Annotated in this window: 28 protein-coding genes; 16 read left to right on the top strand and 12 right to left on the bottom strand. The window is 56.9% G+C overall.

Translation table 11 applies throughout. The features are described 5' to 3' along the window. Nucleotides 1-133 precede the first annotated feature (133 nt). Entirely contained in the window at nt 134-571 is a 438-nt protein-coding gene (locus CJF39_RS17830; RefSeq protein ID WP_094994631.1) for a MarR family winged helix-turn-helix transcriptional regulator, read from the bottom strand. A gap of 82 nt (nt 572-653) precedes the next feature. On the opposite strand from CJF39_RS17830, the gene CJF39_RS17835 reads away from it, so the two are divergent. Together CJF39_RS17835 and CJF39_RS17840 are read left to right on the top strand one after the other, a co-directional pair. Beyond that, a complete protein-coding gene (locus tag CJF39_RS17835) occupies nt 654-1,820 on the top strand; it encodes a PLP-dependent aminotransferase family protein (protein ID WP_094994632.1) in 1,167 nt (388 codons plus the stop codon). Nucleotides 1,821-1,830: 10 nt separating this feature from the next. Next, nucleotides 1,831-2,433, top strand: coding sequence for a glutathione S-transferase family protein (locus CJF39_RS17840; RefSeq protein WP_094994633.1), 603 nt, complete (start codon nt 1,831-1,833; stop codon nt 2,431-2,433). Nucleotides 2,434-2,505: 72 nt separating this feature from the next. On the opposite strand, the gene CJF39_RS17845 is transcribed toward CJF39_RS17840, so the two are convergent. Continuing rightward, entirely contained in the window at nt 2,506-2,877 is a 372-nt protein-coding gene (locus tag CJF39_RS17845; protein WP_094994634.1) for a glutathione S-transferase N-terminal domain-containing protein, read from the bottom strand. Between the two features lie 101 nt (nt 2,878-2,978). Beyond that, a complete protein-coding gene (gene folE / locus CJF39_RS17850) occupies nt 2,979-3,524 on the bottom strand; it encodes a GTP cyclohydrolase I FolE (RefSeq protein ID WP_047276193.1) in 546 nt (181 codons plus the stop codon). A 563-nt stretch (nt 3,525-4,087) separates the two neighbouring features. Here folE and CJF39_RS17860 point away from each other — a divergent pair. Then, nucleotides 4,088-5,566: a metal-dependent hydrolase family protein gene (locus CJF39_RS17860; protein WP_249275394.1), complete on the top strand. Its 1,479-nt coding sequence runs from the start codon at nt 4,088-4,090 to the stop codon at nt 5,564-5,566. A 54-nt stretch (nt 5,567-5,620) separates the two neighbouring features. Here the strand turns inward: CJF39_RS17860 and CJF39_RS17865 are convergent, their stop codons facing one another. The 3 genes from CJF39_RS17865 to CJF39_RS17875 all read right to left on the bottom strand — a co-directional run bounded on the left by CJF39_RS17865 (nt 5,621) and on the right by CJF39_RS17875 (nt 7,301). After that, nucleotides 5,621-6,178: a Smr/MutS family protein gene (locus CJF39_RS17865; RefSeq protein ID WP_094994636.1), complete on the bottom strand. Its 558-nt coding sequence runs from the start codon at nt 6,176-6,178 to the stop codon at nt 5,621-5,623. Between the two features lie 63 nt (nt 6,179-6,241). Then, a complete protein-coding gene (locus CJF39_RS17870; RefSeq protein ID WP_094994637.1) occupies nt 6,242-6,562 on the bottom strand; it encodes a hypothetical protein in 321 nt (106 codons plus the stop codon). Between the two features lie 148 nt (nt 6,563-6,710). Then, nucleotides 6,711-7,301, bottom strand: a complete 591-nt coding sequence (locus CJF39_RS17875) for a cysteine hydrolase family protein (RefSeq protein WP_094994638.1) — start codon at nt 7,299-7,301, stop codon at nt 6,711-6,713. Between the two features lie 260 nt (nt 7,302-7,561). On the opposite strand from CJF39_RS17875, the gene prmB reads away from it, so the two are divergent. Beyond that, nucleotides 7,562-8,470 carry a 50S ribosomal protein L3 N(5)-glutamine methyltransferase gene (gene prmB, locus CJF39_RS17880; RefSeq protein WP_094994639.1) on the top strand — a complete coding sequence of 303 codons (909 nt, stop codon included), beginning with the start codon at nt 7,562-7,564 and terminating at the stop codon, nt 8,468-8,470. 74 nt (nt 8,471-8,544) lie between these two features. Here the strand turns inward: prmB and CJF39_RS17885 are convergent, their stop codons facing one another. Together CJF39_RS17885 and CJF39_RS17890 are read right to left on the bottom strand one after the other, a co-directional pair. After that, nucleotides 8,545-9,336, bottom strand: coding sequence for a hypothetical protein (locus CJF39_RS17885; protein WP_094994640.1), 792 nt, complete (start codon nt 9,334-9,336; stop codon nt 8,545-8,547). A 97-nt stretch (nt 9,337-9,433) separates the two neighbouring features. Beyond that, a complete protein-coding gene (locus tag CJF39_RS17890; RefSeq protein ID WP_094994641.1) occupies nt 9,434-10,399 on the bottom strand; it encodes an alpha/beta hydrolase in 966 nt (321 codons plus the stop codon). Nucleotides 10,400-10,541: 142 nt separating this feature from the next. Between CJF39_RS17890 and aroC the strand changes: the two genes are divergently transcribed. The 5 genes from aroC (at nt 10,542) to mtnC (ending at nt 14,769) form a co-directional block, all read left to right on the top strand. Further along, nucleotides 10,542-11,633: a chorismate synthase gene (gene aroC / locus CJF39_RS17895; protein ID WP_094994642.1), complete on the top strand. Its 1,092-nt coding sequence runs from the start codon at nt 10,542-10,544 to the stop codon at nt 11,631-11,633. Between the two features lie 34 nt (nt 11,634-11,667). Then, nucleotides 11,668-12,816: an MFS transporter gene (locus CJF39_RS17900; RefSeq protein ID WP_094994643.1), complete on the top strand. Its 1,149-nt coding sequence runs from the start codon at nt 11,668-11,670 to the stop codon at nt 12,814-12,816. Next, nucleotides 12,813-13,433 carry a methylthioribulose 1-phosphate dehydratase gene (locus CJF39_RS17905; RefSeq protein ID WP_094994644.1) on the top strand — a complete coding sequence of 207 codons (621 nt, stop codon included), beginning with the start codon at nt 12,813-12,815 and terminating at the stop codon, nt 13,431-13,433. The genes CJF39_RS17900 and CJF39_RS17905 overlap by 4 nt, the downstream gene beginning before the upstream one ends. A 97-nt stretch (nt 13,434-13,530) precedes the next feature. After that, a complete protein-coding gene (locus CJF39_RS17910; protein ID WP_094994645.1) occupies nt 13,531-14,076 on the top strand; it encodes a 1,2-dihydroxy-3-keto-5-methylthiopentene dioxygenase in 546 nt (181 codons plus the stop codon). A 9-nt stretch (nt 14,077-14,085) separates the two neighbouring features. Then, nucleotides 14,086-14,769, top strand: a complete 684-nt coding sequence (mtnC, locus tag CJF39_RS17915; protein WP_094994646.1) for an acireductone synthase — start codon at nt 14,086-14,088, stop codon at nt 14,767-14,769. 87 nt (nt 14,770-14,856) lie between these two features. Here mtnC and CJF39_RS17920 read toward each other — a convergent pair whose 3' ends face one another. Next, complete coding sequence (locus tag CJF39_RS17920) at nt 14,857-15,135, bottom strand: DUF3509 domain-containing protein (protein ID WP_047276189.1); 279 nt, start codon at nt 15,133-15,135, stop codon at nt 14,857-14,859. Nucleotides 15,136-15,459: 324 nt separating this feature from the next. On the opposite strand from CJF39_RS17920, the gene CJF39_RS17925 reads away from it, so the two are divergent. From CJF39_RS17925 to CJF39_RS17945, 5 genes are all read left to right on the top strand, one after another. Further along, nucleotides 15,460-15,993, top strand: coding sequence for an ankyrin repeat domain-containing protein (locus CJF39_RS17925; RefSeq protein WP_094994647.1), 534 nt, complete (start codon nt 15,460-15,462; stop codon nt 15,991-15,993). Between the two features lie 70 nt (nt 15,994-16,063). Further along, on the top strand, nt 16,064-16,594 hold the full coding sequence (locus tag CJF39_RS17930; protein WP_094994648.1) for a hypothetical protein: 531 nt from the start codon (nt 16,064-16,066) through the stop codon (nt 16,592-16,594). 82 nt (nt 16,595-16,676) lie between these two features. Further along, nucleotides 16,677-16,868: a PLDc N-terminal domain-containing protein gene (locus tag CJF39_RS17935; RefSeq protein WP_048366153.1), complete on the top strand. Its 192-nt coding sequence runs from the start codon at nt 16,677-16,679 to the stop codon at nt 16,866-16,868. Between the two features lie 203 nt (nt 16,869-17,071). Further along, entirely contained in the window at nt 17,072-17,944 is an 873-nt protein-coding gene (gene speE, locus CJF39_RS17940) for a polyamine aminopropyltransferase (protein ID WP_094994649.1), read from the top strand. Between the two features lie 329 nt (nt 17,945-18,273). Beyond that, complete coding sequence (locus CJF39_RS17945) at nt 18,274-20,352, top strand: LTA synthase family protein (protein WP_094994650.1); 2,079 nt, start codon at nt 18,274-18,276, stop codon at nt 20,350-20,352. 66 nt (nt 20,353-20,418) lie between these two features. Here CJF39_RS17945 and CJF39_RS17950 read toward each other — a convergent pair whose 3' ends face one another. After that, nucleotides 20,419-20,571, bottom strand: coding sequence for a DUF3309 family protein (locus CJF39_RS17950; protein WP_047294031.1), 153 nt, complete (start codon nt 20,569-20,571; stop codon nt 20,419-20,421). A 207-nt stretch (nt 20,572-20,778) separates the two neighbouring features. Here CJF39_RS17950 and CJF39_RS17955 point away from each other — a divergent pair, with 207 nt between their 5' ends. Both CJF39_RS17955 and csrA read left to right on the top strand, forming a co-directional pair. Next, entirely contained in the window at nt 20,779-21,111 is a 333-nt protein-coding gene (locus tag CJF39_RS17955; protein ID WP_094994651.1) for a YnfA family protein, read from the top strand. Nucleotides 21,112-21,281: 170 nt separating this feature from the next. Next, complete coding sequence (gene csrA / locus CJF39_RS17960; RefSeq protein WP_094994662.1) at nt 21,282-21,485, top strand: carbon storage regulator CsrA; 204 nt, start codon at nt 21,282-21,284, stop codon at nt 21,483-21,485. Here the strand turns inward: csrA and CJF39_RS17965 are convergent. Further along, nucleotides 21,482-21,709, bottom strand: a complete 228-nt coding sequence (locus tag CJF39_RS17965) for a YheU family protein (RefSeq protein ID WP_094994652.1) — start codon at nt 21,707-21,709, stop codon at nt 21,482-21,484. The genes csrA and CJF39_RS17965 overlap by 4 nt on opposite strands. Before the next feature lie 76 nt (nt 21,710-21,785). Further along, nucleotides 21,786-22,784 (bottom strand): glutathione S-transferase family protein, encoded by a 999-nt coding sequence (locus tag CJF39_RS17970; RefSeq protein WP_094994653.1) that lies wholly within the window; start codon nt 22,782-22,784, stop codon nt 21,786-21,788. Between the last annotated feature and the right edge of the window lie 24 nt (nt 22,785-22,808).

The following is a 22,808-nucleotide window of genomic DNA, read 5'->3' on the forward strand; positions in this document are numbered from 1 at the left end:
GAAACAACAGCTTCCTGACTGAAGGGTCAAGAAAGTGCGTGAGGTGAATTATGCTTTTGTATACAAATAAAGCAAATAATGTTTTCAAAATTGTGCGGGGGGATTGAGCGGGCAGGTGTGGGGTCGCGATGACTCAGGCCCGGGTTTGACCCAACGCATGATTGATGGCCAGCCATCCATTAACGGCGTCTTCACCCTCTTGGGCGAAGACACGCTGCAAAAGTTTGACTTGTTCGCGACGCAAATTTCTTTCAAAACGCACACCGTCCGGGGTCAGTTCCAGCAGACGTTTGCGTTTGTCGGTTTCGGGCGCGACGCTGCGGACCAGGTTCATTTCAATCAACTGACGCAATGGCGTGTTCAATGCTTGCTTGCTGACCCCTAGCAGGGTCAACAGCTCTTTGACGCTCACGCCGGGGTAATGGGCGATAAAAAACACGATGCGCTGATGCACCCGGCTCAGCCCGCGACGCGCCAGCATTTCATCCGCCTTGGCGGTAAATGCTTGATAGCCAAAGAAGAAGGCTTGCATGGCGGCACGCTGGGTGGTCGGATTTTTAAGGTCAAGCATATTGACGTATCTAGGCTGCGCGGCGTAATTTCGGTCAAGCAGTTTGACTTATTTCTAATTACTTCCGCTACCGGTGATCTGTATGGCCTTCTCCGAACGTGTTTCCCGCCTGAAAAGTTCTTTGATTCGCGAAATTCTGGCTGCGGCCCAACGTCCGGAAGTCATGTCGTTTGCAGGCGGTCTACCGGCTGAAGCAATGCTGCCCAAAGTCGACTGGGCCGACATGCCGGCCTCGATGGGTCAATACGGCATGAGCGAAGGCGAGCCGGCGCTGCGTGAAGTGCTGGCGGCCGAAGCGCGTGCCTTGGGCGTTGACTGCGACGCCAGCCAGGTCATGGTGCTCAGCGGTTCGCAGCAAGCCCTTGATCTGGCGGCCAAGCTGTACATCGACAAGGGCACTGAAATCATGCTCGAAGCGCCGACCTATCTGGCGGCCTTGCAGATCTTTCAATTGTTCGGCGCGCAGTGCCTGACCTTTCCCTTGCAGGCTGACGGCCCCGATTTGGCGGCACTGCGCAGCGAGCTGGAAAAACACACCCCCGCCTTCATCTACCTGATCCCGACGTTCCAGAACCCCTCGGCCGTGCGCTATAGCGAAGCCAAGCGCGATGCCGTAGCAGCGCTGCTGGATGAGTTCGGCGTGACATTGATTGAAGACGAACCCTACCGCGAGCTGAATTTCGACGGCGGCAGTGCCACACCGATTGTCAGCCGCTTGAAAAAGGCCAGCTGGATCTACACCGGTACGGTCTCCAAAACCCTGCTGCCGGGTCTGCGCGTGGGTTTCCTGATCGCCAGCCCAGATTTGTTCCCCCACTTGCTGCGCCTCAAGCAATCGGCGGACCTGCACACCAACCGTGTAGGGCAGTGGCAGGCGTTGCAGTGGATCGGCACTGAAAAGATGCGCAATCACTTGGCCGAACTGCGTGACTTTTACCGCGTGCGCCGCGATGGTTTTCAGTCTGCATTGCAAGAACACTTCGCGGACCTGGCCGACTGGCACGTGCCGCAGGGCGGGTTGTTCTTCTGGCTGACCCTCAAGCAGCCGCTCGACACCCGCACCTTGCTCAAACCGGCGCTGGACCAGAATGTCGCGTTCATGCCGGGGGAACCGTTCTTTGCCGAGCCTGACCAAAACATCGGTAGCTTGCGTTTGAACTTCAGCCACATCGATCCGGAGCGTTTGCACGAGGGCCTCAAGCGTCTGGCCAACGTCATTCGTCAAGCACAGGCCGCCGAGGCGGCATAGAGGGTTCGGGATGCTTAAGGTTTATGGCGATTACAACTCGGGCAACTGCTACAAAATCAAGCTGATGCTGCACCTGTTGGGGCTTGAGTACGAGTGGCAGTCAGTGGACATCCTCAATGGGGAGACTGAAACCCCGGCGTTCCTGGCGAAAAACCCCAACGGCAAAGTGCCGGTCCTTGAGCTTGAGGACGGGACGTGCCTGTGGGAATCCAACGCGATCCTCAATTACCTCGCGGACGGTAGCGAGTTTCTGCCGACAGAGCCGCGTTTGCGCACCCAAGTGTTGCAGTGGCAGTTTTTCGAGCAGTACAGCCATGAACCCTACATCGCCGTGGCGCGCTTCATTCAGTTCTATCTGGGGCTGCCTCAGGCGCGTATTGAGGAATACCGCGCATTGCAAAAGCGCGGTTATAAAGCGCTGGACGTGATGGAGCAGCAACTGGCCCGCACCCCGTATCTGGTGGGTGAGCACTACTCGATTGCCGATGTGACGCTGTATGCCTACACCCACGTCGCGCATCAGGGTGGCTTTGATCTCGCGGCTTACCCGAGCATTCAAGCCTGGTTGGCACGCGTGGCCAGTCACCCGCGCCACGTGACCATGCTGGGTTAAACAACCGCGTACAAAAAAACCGGCCCTGTGCCGGTTTTTTTGTGCTCGTCGGGAGCCGCCGGTGTTGGCGTGTTACACGTTGGCGAAACGGTTGTTGAGGTAATCAATGATGACGTTGGACTCGTACATCCAGGTGGTCTTGCCATCTTCCTCGATACGCAAGCAAGGGACTTTGATTTTGCCGCCTTGTTCCAGCAGGGTTTGACGGTCCTGCTCGTTGTTTTTTGCATCCCGCAACGCGACCGGTACATTCAGGCGGCGCAACGTGCGACGGGTCTTCACGCAAAATGGGCACGCGTGGAACTGGTACAGGGTCAGGCCTTGGGCGGCTTGGTCGACCTGCGCCTGAGCGGTGGCGGGGCGCTGTTTTTTGCTGGGGCGGGTCAGGAAATCGCCAGCGATAATCAGCTGGCCCAGGCCTACGCGGAGCGCTTTGATAAACACAGTAATAGCCTCATGGGCAAGAAAGAAGGCCCGCAGCTTACCTGAAAACCGGGTGCGAAAAAAAACCGGCGATGAGCGCCGGTTTCTTCAGGGAGCGGATTTCACTTGATCAGGCTGAGAAACTCGCTGCGCGTGGCGGCATTGTCGCGAAACTCACCGAGCATCACAGACGTGATCATCGACGAGTTCTGCTTCTCGACACCGCGCATCATCATGCACATGTGCTTGGCTTCAATCACCACGGCCACGCCGAGTGCGCCAGTGACTTGCAACACTGCATCAGCAATCTGGCGGCTCAGGTTTTCCTGAATCTGCAAGCGGCGCGCATACATGTCCACGATACGTGCGACTTTCGAAAGCCCGAGCACTTTGCCACTCGGAATGTAAGCCACATGTGCTTTGCCGATAAAAGGCAGCAAGTGGTGTTCGCACAGCGAATACAGCTCGATGTCCTTGACCAGTACCATTTCGCTGTTGTCCGAGCTGAACAGGGCACCGTTGGTGACTTCTTCCAGCGTTTGCTCGTAACCGCGGCAAAGGTACTGCATGGCCTTCGCTGCACGCTTTGGCGTGTCCAGCAGGCCTTCGCGCGAGACGTCTTCGCCAAGCTGACCGAGGATGGCGGTGTAGTTTTGTTCCAATGTCACAGGGCTATATTCCGTGCGGATTTCATCGTGGTACCTCATCGGGTTGTACCAAATTTGTACCAATCATGCTGTTGGCGAGTGTCCCGAGCTCGCTCCAGGGTGTACTGGAATTCAGCCATATTGCGGCAGTGGATCACACACTTTGTACGCGGTGGCCCAGATGATTGGCGATAAACGCAGGGTTCATGCCTGCCAGGGGGCACATGGTAGCCCAGGAGTGCGTGCAGGTGTATTGGCGGTGTGACCTGATTTTCATTTTGCGGGGGCGTGCTACGTAATCGAAGGGTGTGAATGCGTAGAGCGAGGGAGAAAAGCTTCACGCATTCAGTGCAAACCCGCTGGAGTCCACTAATCTGGTGCATCAGGCGTTGATTGCCCCTCGCGCATGTCCGGGCTGTATGGGGCCTGGAGCCGAGTGACGAGAGAATGACTCACAGGAGGATGCCCATGAAAAAACGAATAAAGGCCGGGCATATCCTTGCGCTGGTTGTGGTCGGGTTTGCTGTGTTCAGTTTTCTGATGATTAATTGGGATCAATCCCTGTAACCCTAAATGTCCAAGGTATGAGGTACGGCATGTCTGCTTGTTCTCATCTGCGCGCGGCGTGTTTCATCGAGCGTGAGGAACACCCTGTCTGCACCTGTCATTCGCCCCAGATCCAGGCATTTCATGATCGAATCATGACTGATTGTGCCCGCAAGCAAGCGTATGGCGGCACGGGTGCAAACCGCGTTCAATACCCCGCGCTGATTCCCCTGGGGCACCTCGCAGGTGCCGACGCCTCAATCAACCCCATGATCCGGCTCACCCGACTGCGCTTATTTGATGGCACGTCCACGCTTCGCGAGCACGTGGACGTCCTCATAAAGGGGGCGGCCATCGAGGCGATAGTGCCGGCAGGGACGTCGATTGAGGACGCGGTTGTCATTGATTGCCGGGGACTGGTGCTCATCCCCGGGCTGATTGACGCGCATTGGCACACCACCTTGGCAGGCATCACCCAGATGGATGCGATGACAGCCGATCCTGCTTATGTGCACCTGGTCGCTGCACGTGAGGCCGAGCGCACCTTGATGCGCGGTTTTACATCTGTACGCGACCCGGGTGGGCCTGCATTCGCATTGAAACGTGCAATCGACGAGGGGATTGTGGTGGGCCCCCGTATTTACCCTTCAGGTGCCATGATTTCGCAGACTTCGGGCCATGGCGATTTCAGGCAGCGGTCGGAAGTGCCACGCAGTGGTTTGACCCCTGTCAGCGTTGCCGAACAGATGGGCGCCGCCTCGATAGCAGATGGCGATTCAGAAGTACTCCGGCGTGTGCGTGAGCAACTCATGCTCGGCGCGTCGCAGATAAAGCTCATGGCGGGCGGCGGGGTGGCATCCTTTCACGATCCTCTGGACAGCACTCAGTTTCTGGAGTCGGAATTGCGCATGGCGGTTGAGGCCGCTGCGGACTGGGGGACGTATGTCATGGTGCATGCCTATACGCCGCGCAGTATTCAGCGCGCCATACGGGCCGGGGTTAAATCCATCGAGCACGGACAGCTCGCGGATGAGGACACCGTGCGAATGATGGCCGATCACGACATTTGGTGGAGCCTTCAGCCTTTTCTTCAGGATGAGGATGCCAATGTGTACCCCGACCCGGCGCGTCGGGAATCACAGCGGGTGGTGGCCACCGGGACACTGCGTGCTTATGAATGGGCGCAGCGGTTTAATATCAAAACGGCGTGGGGAACGGATGTGTTGTTCAATCCGCAAAATACCGTCACCCAGGGCAGGCAACTTGCAAAAATGACCCGCTTTTATGCGCCGCATGACGTGCTGAACATGGCAACGCGCGACAATGCTGCGCTGCTGGGCATGTCGGGAGCGCGTAATCCTTATCCTGGCAAGTTGGGCTGTATTGAAGTGGGTGCATTGGCCGATTTGTTAATCGTCGATGGCGATCCCACCGTGAGCCTGGATTTTTTGAAGACGCCGCAAACCAGCATCAAATTGATTATGAAAGGCGGAAAGTTATACAAAAAAGACGTTTAGGGCATCGGGCCTGGGCGCGTGGTGTGTCGCGCTTGCGGCCCTTTTGTTGAGCGCCTACTCGTCGCGGCCTTCCATCATGGTGCGCTTGAGCATGACGTAAACTGCACCTGCGCCGCCGTGTTTGGCCTGGCACGAACAAAAGCCCAGTACTTTGCTGTGCTGGCGCAACCACGTGTTGACGTGGCTTTTGATCATGGGGCGTTTGCCGTCAAGGCGCACCGCTTTGCCGTGGGTGACGCGCACGCAGCGCACTTCAAGCTGGGTCGCTTCGGCCAAAAAGGCCCACAACGTTTCGCGGGCTTTTTCGACCGTCATGCCGTGCAGGTCAAGGCTGCCTTCAAAGCTGATCTGGCCCAGTTTGAGCTTGCGCATCTGGCTTTCTTGCACGCCGTCTCGCGACCAGTGCAAGTGGTCTTCAGGCCCGACATCGATCACAAACTGATCGGACAAACCGTCAATGATCGTTTCATTGCTGCGCACAATCGCGTGTTGGCGCAACTTGGCCAGTTGCGCGCGGTCAGCTTTGGGTTTGCCTGTGTCAGCGCGATCGTGCTTGATCGGCTTAACGCCGCGGATCTCGTTTTTGAACAGGGAAAAATCGTCGTCTTGCATGTCAGCCTCCGCGAAGGGCCGCTAGTTTACCCAAGTCGACACCCTGCGTGCGGCAGATCTGGCCTAATCGTGCTTTTTCATCAAGTGTGCAGACATACTCAACCCGAGCGGTTGGCGCATGTAGCGACGGCGTCGACGCCACATCCAGGTCCCCAACCAGGTGACCAGCAGGCCCAGCCCCGTGATCAAGGCAGCGCCCGCCGGGCTGGCGTTGAGCTCACCCAGCGCCGGTGAGTGCCCGACCAGGCTTGCCATGCCGGTCAGTGCCATCAGCAAGCCACATACCGTGATCAGCGCAGCAATCGTCAGTACGACGCGAGAACGCCAGTTGCTGGGGCTTTTGGGGCGTAAACGTCGCGCATCAAAACCATCGGAGATCTTCATTCCGATCTTTCCTTAAAGAGTATCGGGCCTTCGACAGGGAGAGTCGCATCTTGTTCCTGAGTGGGATAGGAAATAGATGTTATACGTGTAGGAAAGGAGGCTTACAGATAGGCGGTCAGCATCCGCCGCCTATCAGCAGAACGTCAGATCAAATCAGATCAAGCGTGCGGGCAAGGGTGGCGAAGTTGTCATTCATGATGGCCATTTCGGTGCGTTGCACGTCGGCGGCCGGGATGATGCCGTCGCGGGTCGGCAGGTCGCGGGTGGCGCAGGCGTCCTCCACCAGCGTGCAGCGAAAGCCGTAGTCCTTGGCCGCCCGCACCGTGGTGCTGACGCTGGAATGACTCATGAAGCCGCAGACGATCACGTCCAGAGACCCCAGGTTCTCGAGCGCTTTTTGCAAACCGGTGTCGTTGAACGCATTGGGCATGCGTTTTTCGATAATGACCTCGTCACCTTGCGGCTCCAGGCCTTTGATGAATTCACCGCGCTCGCCTTGCGGGTCAAACATGCCGCCAACCGTGCCCAAATGGCGAATATGAACCACGGGGCGTTTGGCTTTGCGGGCGGCGTCCAGTAGAAGCGCGATGTTGGCGGTGGCAGCGGGCATGCCGGACAAGGCCAGCGGACCGCTCAGGTACTCGTTTTGCGCATCGATGATCAGCAGGCTGGCATTGTTCAGAGTGGCGGCGGCATAACCACGTCCAGTCAGTTGAAACATCGTTTTTAAAGCAGGCATTCGGGGCTCCTTTGAGTGGGGCTTTTGCGACATTCTCCACTGGCGGAGCGTTTATGTGAATGGCCATTCTTGAAAGCAGCGTGGTTGCTGGGCTGTAGCCAAGTCAATAGCTACATTCCCGGCCACGCAATGTGCAAAACAGGGCAAGGTTGGGTGTGGAGACGGGCAATTGCGCAAGTACGTTCGACCGCCGGGCACAACTTTGGCCGCGCCGTGTTTTGGCTGATAGAATCGTCGGTCGATTTTGAGGAGTAAGTCCGTTGATCACTTCCCGTCTGCGCACACTGCGCGACCATATTCGTTGGGCCGTCAGCCATTTTCATGGGGAAGAGCTGTTCTTCGGTCATGGCACCGATAACGCGTGGGACGAAGCCCGCCAACTGGTGCTGGGTGCGTTGAACCTGCCGTGGGAAATCGCTGACAGCTACCTGGACTGCCGTCTTGAAGACGACGAGCTGGTCAACCTGCAACATTTGTTGAAGCGTCGTATTGAAGAGCGCGTACCGACCGCTTACTTGTTGGGCGAGGCCTGGTTTTGCGGAATGTCTTTCATCGTCGACGAGCGCGTCCTGATCCCGCGCTCGCCGATTGGCGAGTTGATTGAAAAACGGTTTGAGCCATGGCTGGCAGCCGAACCTGCGCGCATTCTGGATCTGTGCACGGGCTCGGGCTGTATCGGCATCGCTTGCGCCTATGAGTTTCAAAAAGCGGAAGTGGTGCTGGCGGATCTATCGTTCGAAGCCCTTGAAGTGGCTAATCAGAACATTGAACGTCACGGCGTCGATGAGCGTGTCTACACCGTTCAGGGCGATGGCTTCGACGGCCTGCCGGGTCAGCGCTTCGACCTGATTGTGTCCAACCCGCCGTATGTGGATGCGGAAGATTTCGCTGACATGCCAGCGGAATACCAGCACGAACCCGAGCTTGGGTTGGCATGCGGAGACGATGGCCTGAATCTGGTGCGGCGCATGCTGGCCGAGGCTGCCGATCACTTGACCGAAAAAGGCCTGTTGATCGTGGAAGTGGGCAACAGCCAGGTTCACGTTGAGTCGCTGTACCCGGAAGTGGATTTTGCCTGGCTCGACTTTGAGCGCGGCGGTCACGGCGTGTTCATGCTTACTGCCGAACAGTGCCGCGATCATCAGGCGTTGTTCGCCTCGCGGGTGTAACCCGGCCCAAGGGTTGCTGGCGGCATCAGGCGGGGTGTTTCCCCGCCGATGTGGCCGGCATTCACAGGGTGTGCTCAGCGGTGTGTTGCAATCCAGATCAACAGCCCCGCCTGAAACACCGCGAAGGCCACCAGGCAGGTGATGGTGAAACGCAACCCCGTGTCTTCGCGCTGGAACTTGCTGACTTTCTCTTCTTTCTCCCGCAGTTTGACTTCCTGTTCCTGCAAGGTTTGCTCGGCCTGTTGCAGCATTTGTGCGGCTTCAAGGATTTCCACGAACTGCACTTTTTCAGTGTTCCAGTTGTTCAGCAACTCGCCCACCTGTACGTCTTCGATGCTGGCTTTCAAATGCTGGGCATCGGCATACACCACATCAAATCCATGCATGCGTAAAAAATGGTCACGACGCAGACGCGTGTCTTCGTTCAGCGCGTCTTTGCTGGCCAGCGGCATGCCGTCGACGCGGTATTTCGACCATTTTTTCTGGCTCCACAAAATGCCTTGGGCCATGAGGAAGCGGCCGATGCCGCGGTTCCACGGCTCCACTTGCAGGCCACTGTCAGGGCTGATGCTGACACGCTGGGTCTCATGGTTGACCCAGATGTCGAGCTGGTTTTGTTCTTTGCGCGCGCGTTGCCCCGGCAACAGGATGCTCATGCGTAACAGGCTGTGTTCTTTGTTATGGCGCTCGGCATAGCCGAACTGCACGAAGCGCAGCGGCCGTCCGCCGGTGTTGCGGTCCGTTTGCAGGGGGGCAAGCCGCAGCATTTTGAACTGCTCGGGTTGCACCTCTGCCCACGGCAATGGCGGCGCTTGTGGGGGCGCCGGCTCTTGAGTTTCAGCGGGTTTTTGTGGGGTGTCGGTCATAACGGCAAAATCCTGTGCAAGCCCGGTATGCCGGCAAAGCAAAGGCTGCCGACATAAACGTATCGGCCGTTATGCGCAGGACTGGAGGGCGGTCGGCTCAGCGATCGATGACTTTAGTGACAAAGCGCACAATTTTGTCACCCAGTTCGCTGGATAATCGCTGGTTGGGGTCGTTGTAAGACTGCACTTGACGCTTGATGTCCATCGGGACGATGCGCATCACATGGTTCATGCCGTCGATCAGTGCCAGATCGGCATCAGGCTTGGCCGCTTTTAGCAGGCGCGCATCGTTGACGTCGACCTGAATGTCGTGGGTGCCCTGAATAATTAACGCAGGCATTTTCAGTGCGGCGAATGCCTTGGCCGGGTCGTAGCGCAACAGGCTGATCAGGTAGGGCTGCACGCTGGGACGGAAAATCACGTGCAGGGCTTCAGGCACATTGTCGTCAGTGCGTCCGCTTTCGAGGGCGTGAATCAGTTCGAAGCTACGTTGCAGCAAGGCAGGGGGCATATTGTTGCGTTGCAATTGTTCGCGCAACACCTGGCCCACAGGCCGCGCCGTGCCGGCAATGGAGATGACCCCTGCGGCGTCCATGCCGGGTGCCGCGAGGCTGGCAATCAGTGCGCCTTCGCTGTGCCCGAGTATAAATACATCGGCAAAGCGAGGATCGGCCTTGAGCTTGTTGCCCCAGGCCACAGCGTCGGTCACGTATTGGTCAAGGTTGAGGGTGCGCTCGTCTGGGGCGGCGGGCCGGCTTTCGGCGATCCCGCGCTTGTCGAAACGCACGCTGGCAATATTGTTTTGCGCAAGGTGCCACGCCAGTTTCTTCAGGCTGTCATTGCGACCGCCCTGGGTATTGTTGCCGTTGCGGTCAGTGGGCCCCGAACCGGCAATGATCAGTACCACGGGCACCGGCTTGTCGCTTTTGGGCAAAACCAGCGAGCCATACAGCGTGCCGGTGGGCGTGTTCAGCTCGATAGGGCGCAACAGCACCGAGGGGGCAGCGGCAGTTGCCACGCCACTGAAAAGGGTGAGTACCACTAGCAGAATCCTGAGCATCATTTCGCCATCTATAACGGAGTGCCGGTTGGACAAACCCGGATGAATAAGGTTCGAGGATGAACTACTGGGGCAGCCTGCGTATACTGGCGCGCTTAGTTATCCCGGCTGAGTCCGATCGGCTGATTTTCACGGAGCGTCCTGCATGTCCGGCAATACCTACGGCAAGCTGTTCACTGTCACCACCGCTGGCGAAAGCCATGGCCCGGCGTTGGTCGCCATTGTCGATGGCTGCCCGCCAGGGCTTGAGCTGTCCCTTGAAGATTTGCAGCGTGACCTGGACCGCCGCAAGCCGGGCACCAGTCGCCACACCACGCAGCGTCAGGAAGCAGACGAAGTCGAAATCCTCTCCGGCGTTTTTGAAGGCCGCACCACCGGCTGCGCCATTGGCCTGCTGATCCGTAACACCGACCAGAAGTCCAAGGACTACTCGGCGATCAAAGACCTGTTTCGACCGGCCCATGCCGATTACACCTATCACCACAAGTATGGCGAGCGCGACTACCGTGGCGGTGGCCGCAGTTCGGCCCGCGAAACCGCCATGCGCGTGGCTGCCGGTGCTATCGCCAAGAAGTACCTGGCCACTCAGGGCATTGTGATTCGCGGCTATATGAGCCAACTGGGTCCGATTGAAATCCCGTTCAAAACCTGGGATTGCGTTGAAGAAAACGCCTTCTTCAGCCCTGACCCGGACAAGGTGCCCGAGCTCGAAGCCTATATGGATCAGTTGCGCCGCGATCAGGACTCGGTCGGGGCTAAAATCACCGTCGTGGCTGAAGGGGTAATTCCGGGCTTGGGCGAGCCGATCTTTGACCGTCTGGATGCTGAGCTGGCCCATGCATTGATGAGTATCAACGCCGTGAAGGGCATTGAAATTGGCGCCGGGTTTGCCAGCGTCGCCCAGCGTGGCACCGAACACCGCGACGAGATGACGCCTGAAGGGTTCCTCAGCAACAATGCCGGGGGCATTCTGGGCGGCATTTCCTCCGGCCAGCCCATCGTCGCGCATTTGGCCCTCAAACCGACGTCGAGCATTACCACGCCGGGCCGTTCGATTGACGTGCACGGCAACCCGGTGGATGTCATCACCAAAGGCCGTCACGACCCCTGTGTTGGCATCCGCGCCACGCCCATCGCAGAAGCAATGATGGCCATTGTGTTGATGGACCATTTGTTGCGTCATCGTGGGCAGAACGCCGACGTGCGTGTCAGCACGCCTGTGTTGGGCCAGTTGTAATGCCGGAACTGTTGAGCGCCACGGTCTGACGACGGTGGCGACACTTCCTTACTGGCGACTGTCCGGTTTCTATCTTTTCTATTTCGCGTTACTGGGCGCCACGGCGCCTTTTTTGGCGTTGTATTTCCATTACCTCGGTTTCTCCAGCGCGCGCATTGGCGAGCTGGTGGCGATCCCCATGCTGATGCGCTGCGTAGCCCCCAATCTATGGGGCTGGCTGGGGGACTACACGGGCCAGCGCCTGTTGATCGTGCGCGTGGGTGCACTCTGTACCTTGCTCAGCTTTGCACTGATTTTTGTCAGCAAGAGTTATGCCTGGCTGGCGCTGGTCATGGCCCTGCATGCGTTCTTCTGGCACGCAGTGCTGCCGCAATTTGAAGTCATCACCTTTGCTCATCTGCGTGAGCAACCCGAGCGCTATAGCCAGATCCGCTTGTGGGGGTCAGTGGGTTTCATCCTGACGGTGGTGATTCTGGGGCGGGTGTTTGAAGGCCTAAGCCTGGATGTGTACCCGGTGACGCTGATCGTGGTGATGGCCGGGATTGTGCTGTGCAGCCTCTGGGTACCCAATGCGCAACCGTCCAGCGCCGGCCGCACGCCGTTGGCTGGCGGTTTTTTGAAGCAGTTGCGCAGCCCCGGGGTACTGGCCTTTTATGCCTGTGTGGCGCTGATGCAATTAAGCCATGGCCCGTATTACACCTTCCTGACCCTGCACCTTGAGTCGCTGGGCTACAGCCGTGGAATTATCGGGCTGCTGTGGGCGCTGGGTGTCGTGGCCGAAGTGCTGATGTTCATGGCCATGCGCCGGATCCTGTTGCGTTTTTCGGTACGCCGTGTGCTGCTGTTCAGTTTTTTGCTGGCTGGCGCACGCTGGCTGTTGCTGGGCTCGTTTGCGCAATACCTTTGGTTGCTGTTGCTCGCGCAGGTTCTGCATGCCGCGACCTTCGGCAGTTTTCATGCGGCGGCCATGACCTTTGTGCAGCGCAGTTTCGGGCCGGGCCAGCAAGGGCAGGGGCAGGCACTCTACGCGACGCTGGCCGGTATCGGAGGGGCCGCAGGCGCGCTCTACGCCGGGTACAGCTGGAACAGCCTCGGCTCGACTATCACCTTTAGTATGGCCAGCGTCGCAGCGCTGGCCGCAGCCGTTATCATTGCCACTCGACTGCAAGAGGACAGGCCATGAGCCTTACCCGTGAACACCTGAGCCTGGAAATCATCGAAGCCGGGCGCTTTTTATATGGCCGCGGTTGGTCCCCAGCCACCAGCAGCAACTATTCCACCCGGCTCTCGGCAAGCGAAGCGCTGCTGACCGTATCAGGTAAACACAAAGGCCAGTTGGGCCTTGACGATGTACTGGCGACAGATATGGCGGGCAACAGCCTCGAACCCGGTAAAAAACCGTCTGCCGAAACCTTGCTGCACACTCAGTTGTATAACTGGCGACCGGAGATTGGTGCGGTGCTGCATACCCACTCGGTGAATGCGACCGTGCTCTCGCGCTTGACGCCCGGCGGCAGCATCACGTTTGAAGATTACGAACTGCAAAAGGCGTTCAGTGGGGTTTCGACTCACGCTTCACGTGTGCGGGTGCCGATCTTCGAAAACGATCAGGACATTCCCCGCCTGGCCGGTAACGTTCAGCCTTGGCTGGATGCGCATCCGGACTGTGTGGGTTACCTGATTCGCGGGCATGGGCTCTACACCTGGGGGCCTTGCATGAGCGACGCCCTGCGCCAGATCGAAGCCTTTGAGTTTTTATTTGAATGTGAACTGAAAACCCGCGCCGTGCTCCACCGTTGATGCGACGTCGCCCATTAGCGCCGTCCCCCAGATTTGAACGGCACGCCGAACGGTTTGTAAAAGCTGTGCGCGTGCCGCAGCCGAGGAATTACACCCTATGAGCAGTCTGTCCGTTTATCACGTTTCAAGCCCTGAGCTGCCGAACAAAGTGTTGACCCACTTTGATGACATCGCCGCCACGCTCGCCGAGCAGGGCGTGCGATTCGACCGCTGGAAAGCGGCGGCGCCTATTCAGCCGGGTGCCAGTCAGGACGAGGTGATCAGCGCCTATCGTCCGCAGATCGATCAGTTGATGAGCGAGCGGGGGTACATCACCGTCGATGTGATCAGCCTCAACAGCGATCATCCGCAAAAAGCAGAACTGCGCGCAAAATTCCTCGATGAGCACCGCCATGCTGAAGATGAGGTTCGCTTTTTCGTTGCCGGACGTGGCCTGTTTACCCTGCACATCAATGACTATGTGTACGCGGTGTTGTGCGAAAAGAATGACCTGATTTCGGTCCCGGCAGGCACGCCGCACTGGTTCGACATGGGTGAACACCCGCATTTTGTCGCGATCCGCCTGTTCAATAACCCCGAAGGCTGGGTTGCGAACTTTACCGGTGAAGACATCGCCAGCCGCTTTCCGCGCCTCGAAGATTAAGGAGTTCGCATGCCCATCAAAGCCATCCTGACCGATATTGAAGGCACCACCAGCGCAGTGAGTTTCGTCTTCGACGTGTTGTTTCCCTACGCGGCCAAACACCTGCCTGCCTTCATTCGCGAGCACGCAGAAGACCCGGATGTCGCGATGCAGCTGGGGGCTGTGCGCCTGGACAGCGGGGAGCCCGAGGCCGACGTGGAACGGGTGATTGAAATCCTGCAGCAGTGGATCGCCGAGGATCGCAAGGCCACGCCGCTTAAAGCGTTGCAAGGGATGATCTGGAAGCAGGGCTATGAAGCGGGCGAGCTGAAGGGGCACGTTTACCCTGACGCCGTAGCGGCGCTCAAGGCCTGGCACGATCAGGGGTACGCGCTGTACGTCTATTCGTCGGGTTCGATTCAGGCGCAGAAATTAATTTTTGGCTGCTCGGAGGCGGGCGACCTGACCCCGCTGTTCAGCGGGTATTTCGACACCACGTCGGGGCCCAAACGTGAGGCGCAATCGTATCGCCACATTACCGAAGCCATTGGCTGCCCGGCGGGGAAAATTCTGTTTCTCTCCGACATCGTCGAAGAGTTGAATGCCGCGCAAGAGGCAGGCATGCAAACGTGCGGCCTGGCGCGTGACGGTGGCGAGCTGACGGGACATAAAACAGTGCGTAGTTTTGCCGAGATCGACCCGCCAAAGGTCTGAAGACGAGCGGGGCAATAAAAGCGAGGCAATAAAAAGCCAGCAGGCGCTTTGTTAGCGTGTGCTGGCTTTTTAAGTTCTGAGGGGGACTCAGGCGTTGTGGTACGTCGGCAGAGCAAAGCGGTTCTGGCTTTGCAACAGCGAAATCGTTGGCAATTCACTGGCCTGGCCCGCGAGGTCACGGCGAATCGCGCTGATCACCCACGTCAGTTGCTCGGCTGTGTGCAGTTGAGCGTAAGAAATAGAGCGCTGGGTCTGCTTGCCATCACTGTCACACAGCGTCAGCAACACACCACCATCCGGGCGGGCTTTGGTGGTGACGGTGTAGTTCGAGAACAGCGATGCGAATTTTTCTTGAATCATGCTCATGTCTTTCAGCTCCATTAGCTCATGAAGGGCTTGCATGGAGTAGGTATTGCAGTGATTGTGCCACTATCGATATTTTATAAATTCCTTATAAATCAATAGGTTGTGATTGTGTCAAAAACTGCTCGTCGTGCATTCTGCATGAATGGCCATCGTGCATCCTGCATTTTGCCCAATTTCTGAAGGGGTAACCCGATTCAGATTTTTGCTGAAGGGAAAATGACGGCTGATAATTTTTGCCTATCGCTGCTTTGCGTAAAAAAGGGATGACACACCCGGCACGTCTCAGGAAACTACATTCTTTTTGTAGCGCATCTGGAGCCTCAAATGTCAGACACCACCCCAGCAGATCAACCCCGGCAGATGACCCCGGAAGAAGCAGCCGATTTTGCCGAACAGGTGTTCAATAAAGCCCGCGAAGGGGATGCGGCCATGCTGGCGGCACTGCTGAGCAAAGGCTTGCCGGCGAACCTGCGCAATCACAAGGGCGACACCTTGCTGATGCTCGCCAGTTACCACGGGCATGTGGATGCAGTGAAAGTGCTGCTCGAACACAAGGCCGATCCTGAAATTCGCAACGACAATGGTCAGAGCCCGATTGCCGGTGCTGCGTTCAAAGGCAATCTGGAGATGGTCAAAACATTGGTCGAAAACGGTGCTGACATTGAAGGTGCTTCGTTCGACGGACGTACTGCGCTAATGATGGCGGCGATGTTCAACCGCACCGAAATCATTCAGTACCTGATCGGTAAAGGTGCAGATCCAAAAGCCAAGGACGCCAATGGCATCACCGCGCTGGATGCGGCCAAAACCATGGGCGCGACCGATTCGGCTGCCCAACTTGAAAAGCTGTTGGGCTGATGCCCTGCCTTGAGGGCCGCAATTGATATATCCTGCGCGCCCTCAAATTTCCCTGCGACAGGCCGTGCCCATGAAAACCACACTCGTTGAACTCATCAGCAAAATCAGCTCGGGGTGTATGGGCGAGGACGAAATCATCAAGATCGCCGACGAAGCGGCTCAGGCTTACGCCGACCCTGAGGCGTTTCTGGCTGCTAATCCGGATATCAACTACGACGACACCTTCCCGATTCCGCTGGGTGAATGGGTGGTGATTGGCAGCCTGCCAGAGACTGTTTTGTTTCAGGCTGACACCTACATGGATTTGTTCGCACAGATCGTGGCGTCTTTTGGCCCTGGCGTGGCGTTCAACATCAAGCCCAAGCAGTTGGCTAAGACTGAAGCGTTGACGGCCTTGAATCGTATTCAAATACAAATGGGCAGCATGAATCCGGAAAACGGCGGCTATGTGCTGATGAACCTCAGTCAGTTGCTGGATGACGAAATTCAGGTGGTGCTGGTCTACGGCAATGATGTGCCACGCGTACTCGCCTTGTGTGCCGAAATCGGTATCCATGCCGAGCCGTCGCTCGAAGCACTGAAAGTGGCGGTTCACGTTTAAGCCCTGAGAGGGAATAAATAACGGAACCCTGGCCAAGCCTGACTATCCTAAGTGAACAAGCCCTTCACTCAGGAGCGTCATCATGGGTTCCACGTTCAACGGCCTGATTGGCCTGATCATTCTGGCTCTGGATATTTGGGCCATCATCAACGTGCTGAAAAGTGGCGCTGAGACCGGGATGAAAATTCTCTGGGTGTTGCTGATCATCTTCCTGCCGGTGCTGGGGCTGGTGATTTGGGCCATTGCCGGTCCGCGTGGCAATGTCAGGATTTAACCCTGGCTGAGTGAGCTGTCGCACAAAAATGCGGCAGTTCACTGCGTTTGTCCGCGTCAAGGTTCGACCTGTCATCTTCCCCGAAGTAGAATGCGCGCCTTTCTTGGGCAATTGAACGTGTGTGCCGCAGTGCGGCGTGCAGTTTGACTGTCGATCATGGGCGGGTGACCGTCCGTTGCCACCAGCATTCAAGGGGACTTCCCATGACCGAAGTTAAAAACGACTATCTCGAAACGCTGTACGAAGGCTATGGTCAGCGTTTCCGTATGGACAAGTTGCTGCACGAAGTGCGCACTGAACACCAGCATTTGGTGATCTTCGAAAATCCGGTTATGGGCCGCGTGATGGCCCTGGACGGCGTCATTCAGACCACTGAAGCGGATGAATTCATCTACCACGAAATGCTCACCCACGTGCCGATCTTGGCCCACGGTACGGTCAAGCGCGTGCTGATCATTGGTGGCGGTGACGGCGGCATGTTGCGTGAAGTGACCAAACATCGCGGCATTGAACACATCACCATGGTCGAGATCGACGGCACGGTCGTGGACATGTGCAAAGCGTTTTTGCCTAACCACTCCAAAGGCGCCTATGACGATCCTCGCCTCAATCTGGTGATCGACGACGGCATGCGTTTTGTGGCCACCACTGAAGAAAAATTTGACGTGATTATCTCGGACTCCACCGACCCGATCGGTCCGGGTGAAGTGTTGTTCTCGGAGAATTTTTACCAGGCTTGCCATCGCTGCCTGAACGAAGGCGGTGTTCTGGTCACGCAAAACGGAACGCCCTTCATGCAATTGGATGAAGTGAAAACCACAGCCGGGCGCATGCGCAGCCTGTTTGCTGACTGGCACTTTTATCAGGCCGCCGTACCAACCTACATTGGTGGGGCGATGACGTTCGCGTGGGGCTCCACCGACAGCGCGTACCGCAAGCTCCCGCTTGAAACCCTGCGTCAGCGTTTCGCAGGCAGCGGCATCGTGACGCGTTACTACAATCCCGAGGTCCACATGGGCGCATTTGCCATGCCGCAGTACGTGTTGCAGGCCATCAACAAGCCCAGTAACGATTAAACATCTGAAACACAAGAAAGGGCCTTAAGGCCCTTTCTTGTGTTTCAAAATATGCTTTAAACGAAATTTTCACGTTTCATTTAAGAGAATCCGCGCCAGTATTGCCGCGCCTAAATTTGCTTGCAGGGCTCTGGGTCGGTGCTTTTGCACCGCGACGGAGCCGGATTCTGCGCTGCTCCCGCACCTCTCCAGTGGTAAACCACCGGGGATCGTGCAACATTTGCCCACCGCGCATGACCACTCCACGGCACTGCCTCGCGGCAGCGTTGCCATGGGGCAAGATGCGCACTCGATGTCACACCAACCGAATCAATGGGTCCTAAAACGACATGGCAAACCCGGACGCCCTAAGACAACCCAACGCTGGCATGCGTGTGTTGCAACCGACCGTCAAATCGCATCTGGCTTTTACGCTGTTATGCGCGTTGGTCATGATGGTGATGTTTACCCTGCTGAGGGTTGCATTGCTGGTTTATAACCGTGAAATGATCCTCGACACACCCGCGTCGACTTTCCTGGAAGCGTTCGCTAACGGCTTGCGTTTTGACCTGCGAATCGTGGTGTACCTCAGCATTCCGCTGCTGTTGGCTTTGCTCAGCGTGAAAGCGATGGCCCTGCGCGGTGTGATGCGCTTCTGGTTGACGGCGGCGTCAAGCCTGGCGCTGTTTTTGGGCCTGATGGAGATGGACTTCTACCGTGAATTCCACCAACGGCTTAACGGTCTGGTATTCCAGTATGTGAAGGAAGACCCCAAAACCGTGATGAGTATGCTTTGGTATGGCTTCCCGGTAGTGCGTTATTTGCTTGCGTGGGCGGTGGGCACTTGGGTGCTGTACGTTGCATTCCGTGGTGTGGACCGCGTGACGCGTCCGCCAATGCCTGCCGCGGGTACAGGCGCGGTTCGCGCTGCCGCCCCTTGGTATGCGCGCATTGCTGTGTTCGTTGTGGTGCTGTTGGTGTGCGTGGTCGCAGCACGCGGCACGTTGCGTCAAGGTCCTCCGCTGCGTTGGGGAGATGCCTACACCACGGATTCCAACTTCGCTAACCAGTTGGGTCTCAACGGTTCGTTGTCATTGATTGCCGCAGCCAAAAGCCGGTTCTCAGACGAGCGCACCAACATCTGGAAGGCCACGCTTGAAGACCCCGTCGCGGTAGGCACAGTGCGTGACATGCTGCTGACCGAACACGACAAGCTGGTCGATCCCGATACCGCCCCTGTGCGTCGCGACACCACGCCACCGGCAGAGCAAACGCTGCCGATCAAGAACGTGGTGGTGATCCTGATGGAAAGTTTTGCAGGCCATTCGGTCGGTGCGCTGGGTCGTCCGGGCAATATCACGCCTTACTTCGACGCGCTGTCGAAAGAGGGGCTGCTGTTTGAGCGCTTTTTCTCCAACGGTACGCACACCCATCAGGGCATGTTTGCCACGATGGCGTGCTTCCCGAACCTGCCGGGTTTTGAATACCTGATGCAGACCCCTGAGGGTAGCCACAAGCTGTCGGGCTTGCCGGAGCTGCTGGGCGCCCGTAACTTTGATGACGTGTATGTCTATAACGGCGACTTTGCCTGGGACAACCAGTCCGGTTTCTTCAGCAACCAGGGTATGACGACCTTCGTTGGGAGGAACGATTTCGTTGATCCAGTGTTCTCTGATCCTACATGGGGGGTGTCCGATCAGGACATGTTCAACCGTGGGCTTGAAGAGCTGAAAAAACGTGAAGGCAAAGCGCCTTTCTATGCACTGCTGCAAACATTGTCCAACCACACGCCTTATGCGCTGCCAACCCCCTTGCCGGTTGAGCCCGTTACTGATCGCGGGTCGCTGAACGAGCATTTGACGGCCATGCGCTACTCGGACTGGGCGTTGGGCCAGTTCTTTGAGAAGGCCCGCAAGGAACCGTACTTCAAGGAAACCCTGTTCGTGATCGTAGGCGACCACGGCTTTGGTAATGAGCAGCAAATTTCCGAAATGGATTTGGGTCGCTTCAACGTGCCGCTGCTGTTCATTGGCCCGGGCATTCAGGAGAAATTCGGTCCGCGTAGCGATATCGTCGGTACTCAGGTCGACATCGTGCCGACCATCATGGGGCGTCTGGGCGGCGAGTTCCGCCAGCAATGCTGGGGACGTGACCTGCTGACCCTGCCGGCGGGCGACAAGGGCAGTGGTGTGATCAAACCTTCGGGTAGCGATCAGACGGTCGCCATCATTAGCGATGACCATCTGCTGGTTCAGCCCAAAGACATGCCGGCCAAGGTGTGGCAATACACGCTGGGTGCCAATCCTGAGGCCAAGGTAGTGACGGACTCTGCACAGGAAGCCGCGCTCAAGCAAAAGCTCGAATCATTCTTGCAGACAGCAACCAAAAGTTTGCTGGATAACACTGCTGGCGTAGCAGATCCCAAGTAAACGATGACGCAATAAAAAAGAGGCCCAAGGGCCTCTTTTTTATTGCGCGTGTCGCAGGGTGAAGCGCTAGATCTTGCCCAGTAACAACAGAATCAAAAGCACGACCAGTACGGCACCAATAATCCCTGAAGGTCCATAACCCCAACTTTTCGAGTGAGGAAACACGGGCAGACCGCCTACCAACAGCAGAATCAGGACGATGAGAAGAATCGTGGTCATGATGAATTCCTTATTAATGTGATCAAGCAACATGCAAGGTTCAAAGGGCGCTGCTTGAGAAACAAGGTTGTGCAGTGCTTATAACGTCCGACTGTGGCGATGGTGGATTAATTCAAACTTATTTAAGTTGATTCAAAAGAAACGGGTATTGCCCAGGCCCGGGCGCGCAGGTAGGGTGGCGCGCCTGCCCATCGACAGAGGTTGCATATGCTTAATTACGTCTGGTTTTTTTTGGCCGCGCTGTTTGAGATTGCCGGTTGTTATGGCTTCTGGATGTGGCTGCGGCAGGGTAAGAGTGCGTGGTGGATTGTGCCTGCGGTGTTGAGCCTGACGCTGTTCGCCTTGTTACTGACCAAGGTGGAAGCGTCGTATGCAGGCCGCGCTTACGCCGCTTATGGCGGTATTTACATCATCACGTCCATCGCCTGGTTGGCAGTGATAGAAAAAGCCAGGCCGCTGACCACCGATTGGGTCGGGGTAGGGCTGTGCGTAATCGGTGCGACCGTCATTTTGCTGGGGCCGCGTTTCACCAGCGCTTGAGCGGACGTTCAGGTGGGTGCTTTACGAGCCGGTGTGTAGGTCTTTGGGTTTTTCTAGGTAGGAATTGTTCGGTGTAGAAGTAGGGCGCGGATGTTTTTTGTTGTAGGGATTGAAGCGTGTTTTTGCGCGATGCAGTCTTGATGGCCACCCATCAAGCAGAGATGAGCGCCATGCTGATTTTGAGCCGTTCAGTCGGCGAATACATTTCGATCAACCAAGACATCACGGTCCGGATTGTTGCCGTCAATGGCAATCATGTGCGCTTGGGTATAGAAGCGCCTAAAGACGTGAATGTGCATCGGTCCGAGGTCTATGAACGTATTCGTCAACAGCAGGATGGTGGGGTATCCAGTCACCCACCGCACAAAGGTTAATCAAAGAACTCTTTGGGCACGGCATGCTTGACCATTAACTGGCATTGCTGGCTTTCAAGGTCAAAAAAAATCACCGCCTGACCTTTGTTCAAAGCTTGTCGAACGCGCAGCACGCGGGTTTCTTGAGGGGTATCGTCGCCATTGTCAGTGCCATCGCGGCTGACGAAATCTTCGATAAGGTGGGTCAGTGTGTCGGGTTCAAGCTGGTCGTAAGGGATAAGCATGAGGTGTTCTCTTGATCAATGCGCAGATGCTACTGGCACCCGCCGCCCGGTGCCAGTATTGAAACGTGCTTAGGCGCTAGCGAGTAAAAATTCCGCTTCCCTTCAAGTGCTCACGGTCGTGGGCTGCGGTAATACCCAGATCTGGCCCTTTGGGGATGATTCCTGTGGGGTTAATCGTGCGGTGGCTGGCGTAGTAATGACCTTTAATGTGAGTGAAATTAACGGTTTCACTGATACCGGGCCATTGGTACAGCTCGCGCAGCCAATTGGACAGGTTGAGGTAATCGTCGATTCTGCGCTCATTGCATTTGAAGTGGCTGTAATAGACCGCGTCGAATCGGATAAGGGTGGTGAACAGACGGATGTCTGCTTCCGTCAGGTATTCACCGACCAAATAGCGATGTTCTGCCAGGTGCCGTTCGACGTGGTTGAGTTCGCTGAACACATCGTCGAATGCGGTTTCATACGCCGCTTGGGACGTGGCAAAACCGGCGCGATATACGCCGTTATTGAGAGCCGGGTAGATACGTTCATTCCAGCCATCGACGTCGGTAGCCATTGAGATCGGGTATAGGTCCAGCCGGTTGCCCGTCAGGTGGTCAAAGGCGTTGTTGAACATGCGAATGATGTCCGCCGATTCGTTGCTGACGATGCGCTTTAGATGGGTGTCCCAAAGCACCGGTACGGTTACGCGGCCCGTGTAATCGGGGGTATCCCGGGTGTACAACTGATGCAGGAAGTCAGCGTTGTACAAGGGGTCGCCGCTGGAACCGAACGCAGGATCAAACGTCCAGCCATTTTCCAGCATCAGCCAGCTGACGACCGACACGCCGATCAATGATTCGAGGCCCTTAAGTGTGCGGGTTATCAGCGTGCGATGAGCCCATGGGCAAGCCAGGGAGACATAGAGATGATAGCGACCTGCTTCGGGTATGAAACCGCCAGTCCCAGTTGGGCCGGGCGCACCATCAGGCGTGATCCAGTTTCTGCGCTGTGCCTGCTCTCGTTGGAACGCGCCGTCTTTGCTGCTCTCATACCATTGGTCATGCCAACGGCCATCGATCAATAAGCCCATGTGAAGCTCCTGGCGGTTTGGCTT

The organism is Pseudomonas lundensis, from assembly GCF_002269125.1.
In the GTDB taxonomy this organism is placed as follows: Bacteria; Pseudomonadota; Gammaproteobacteria; order Pseudomonadales; family Pseudomonadaceae; genus Aquipseudomonas; species Aquipseudomonas lundensis_A.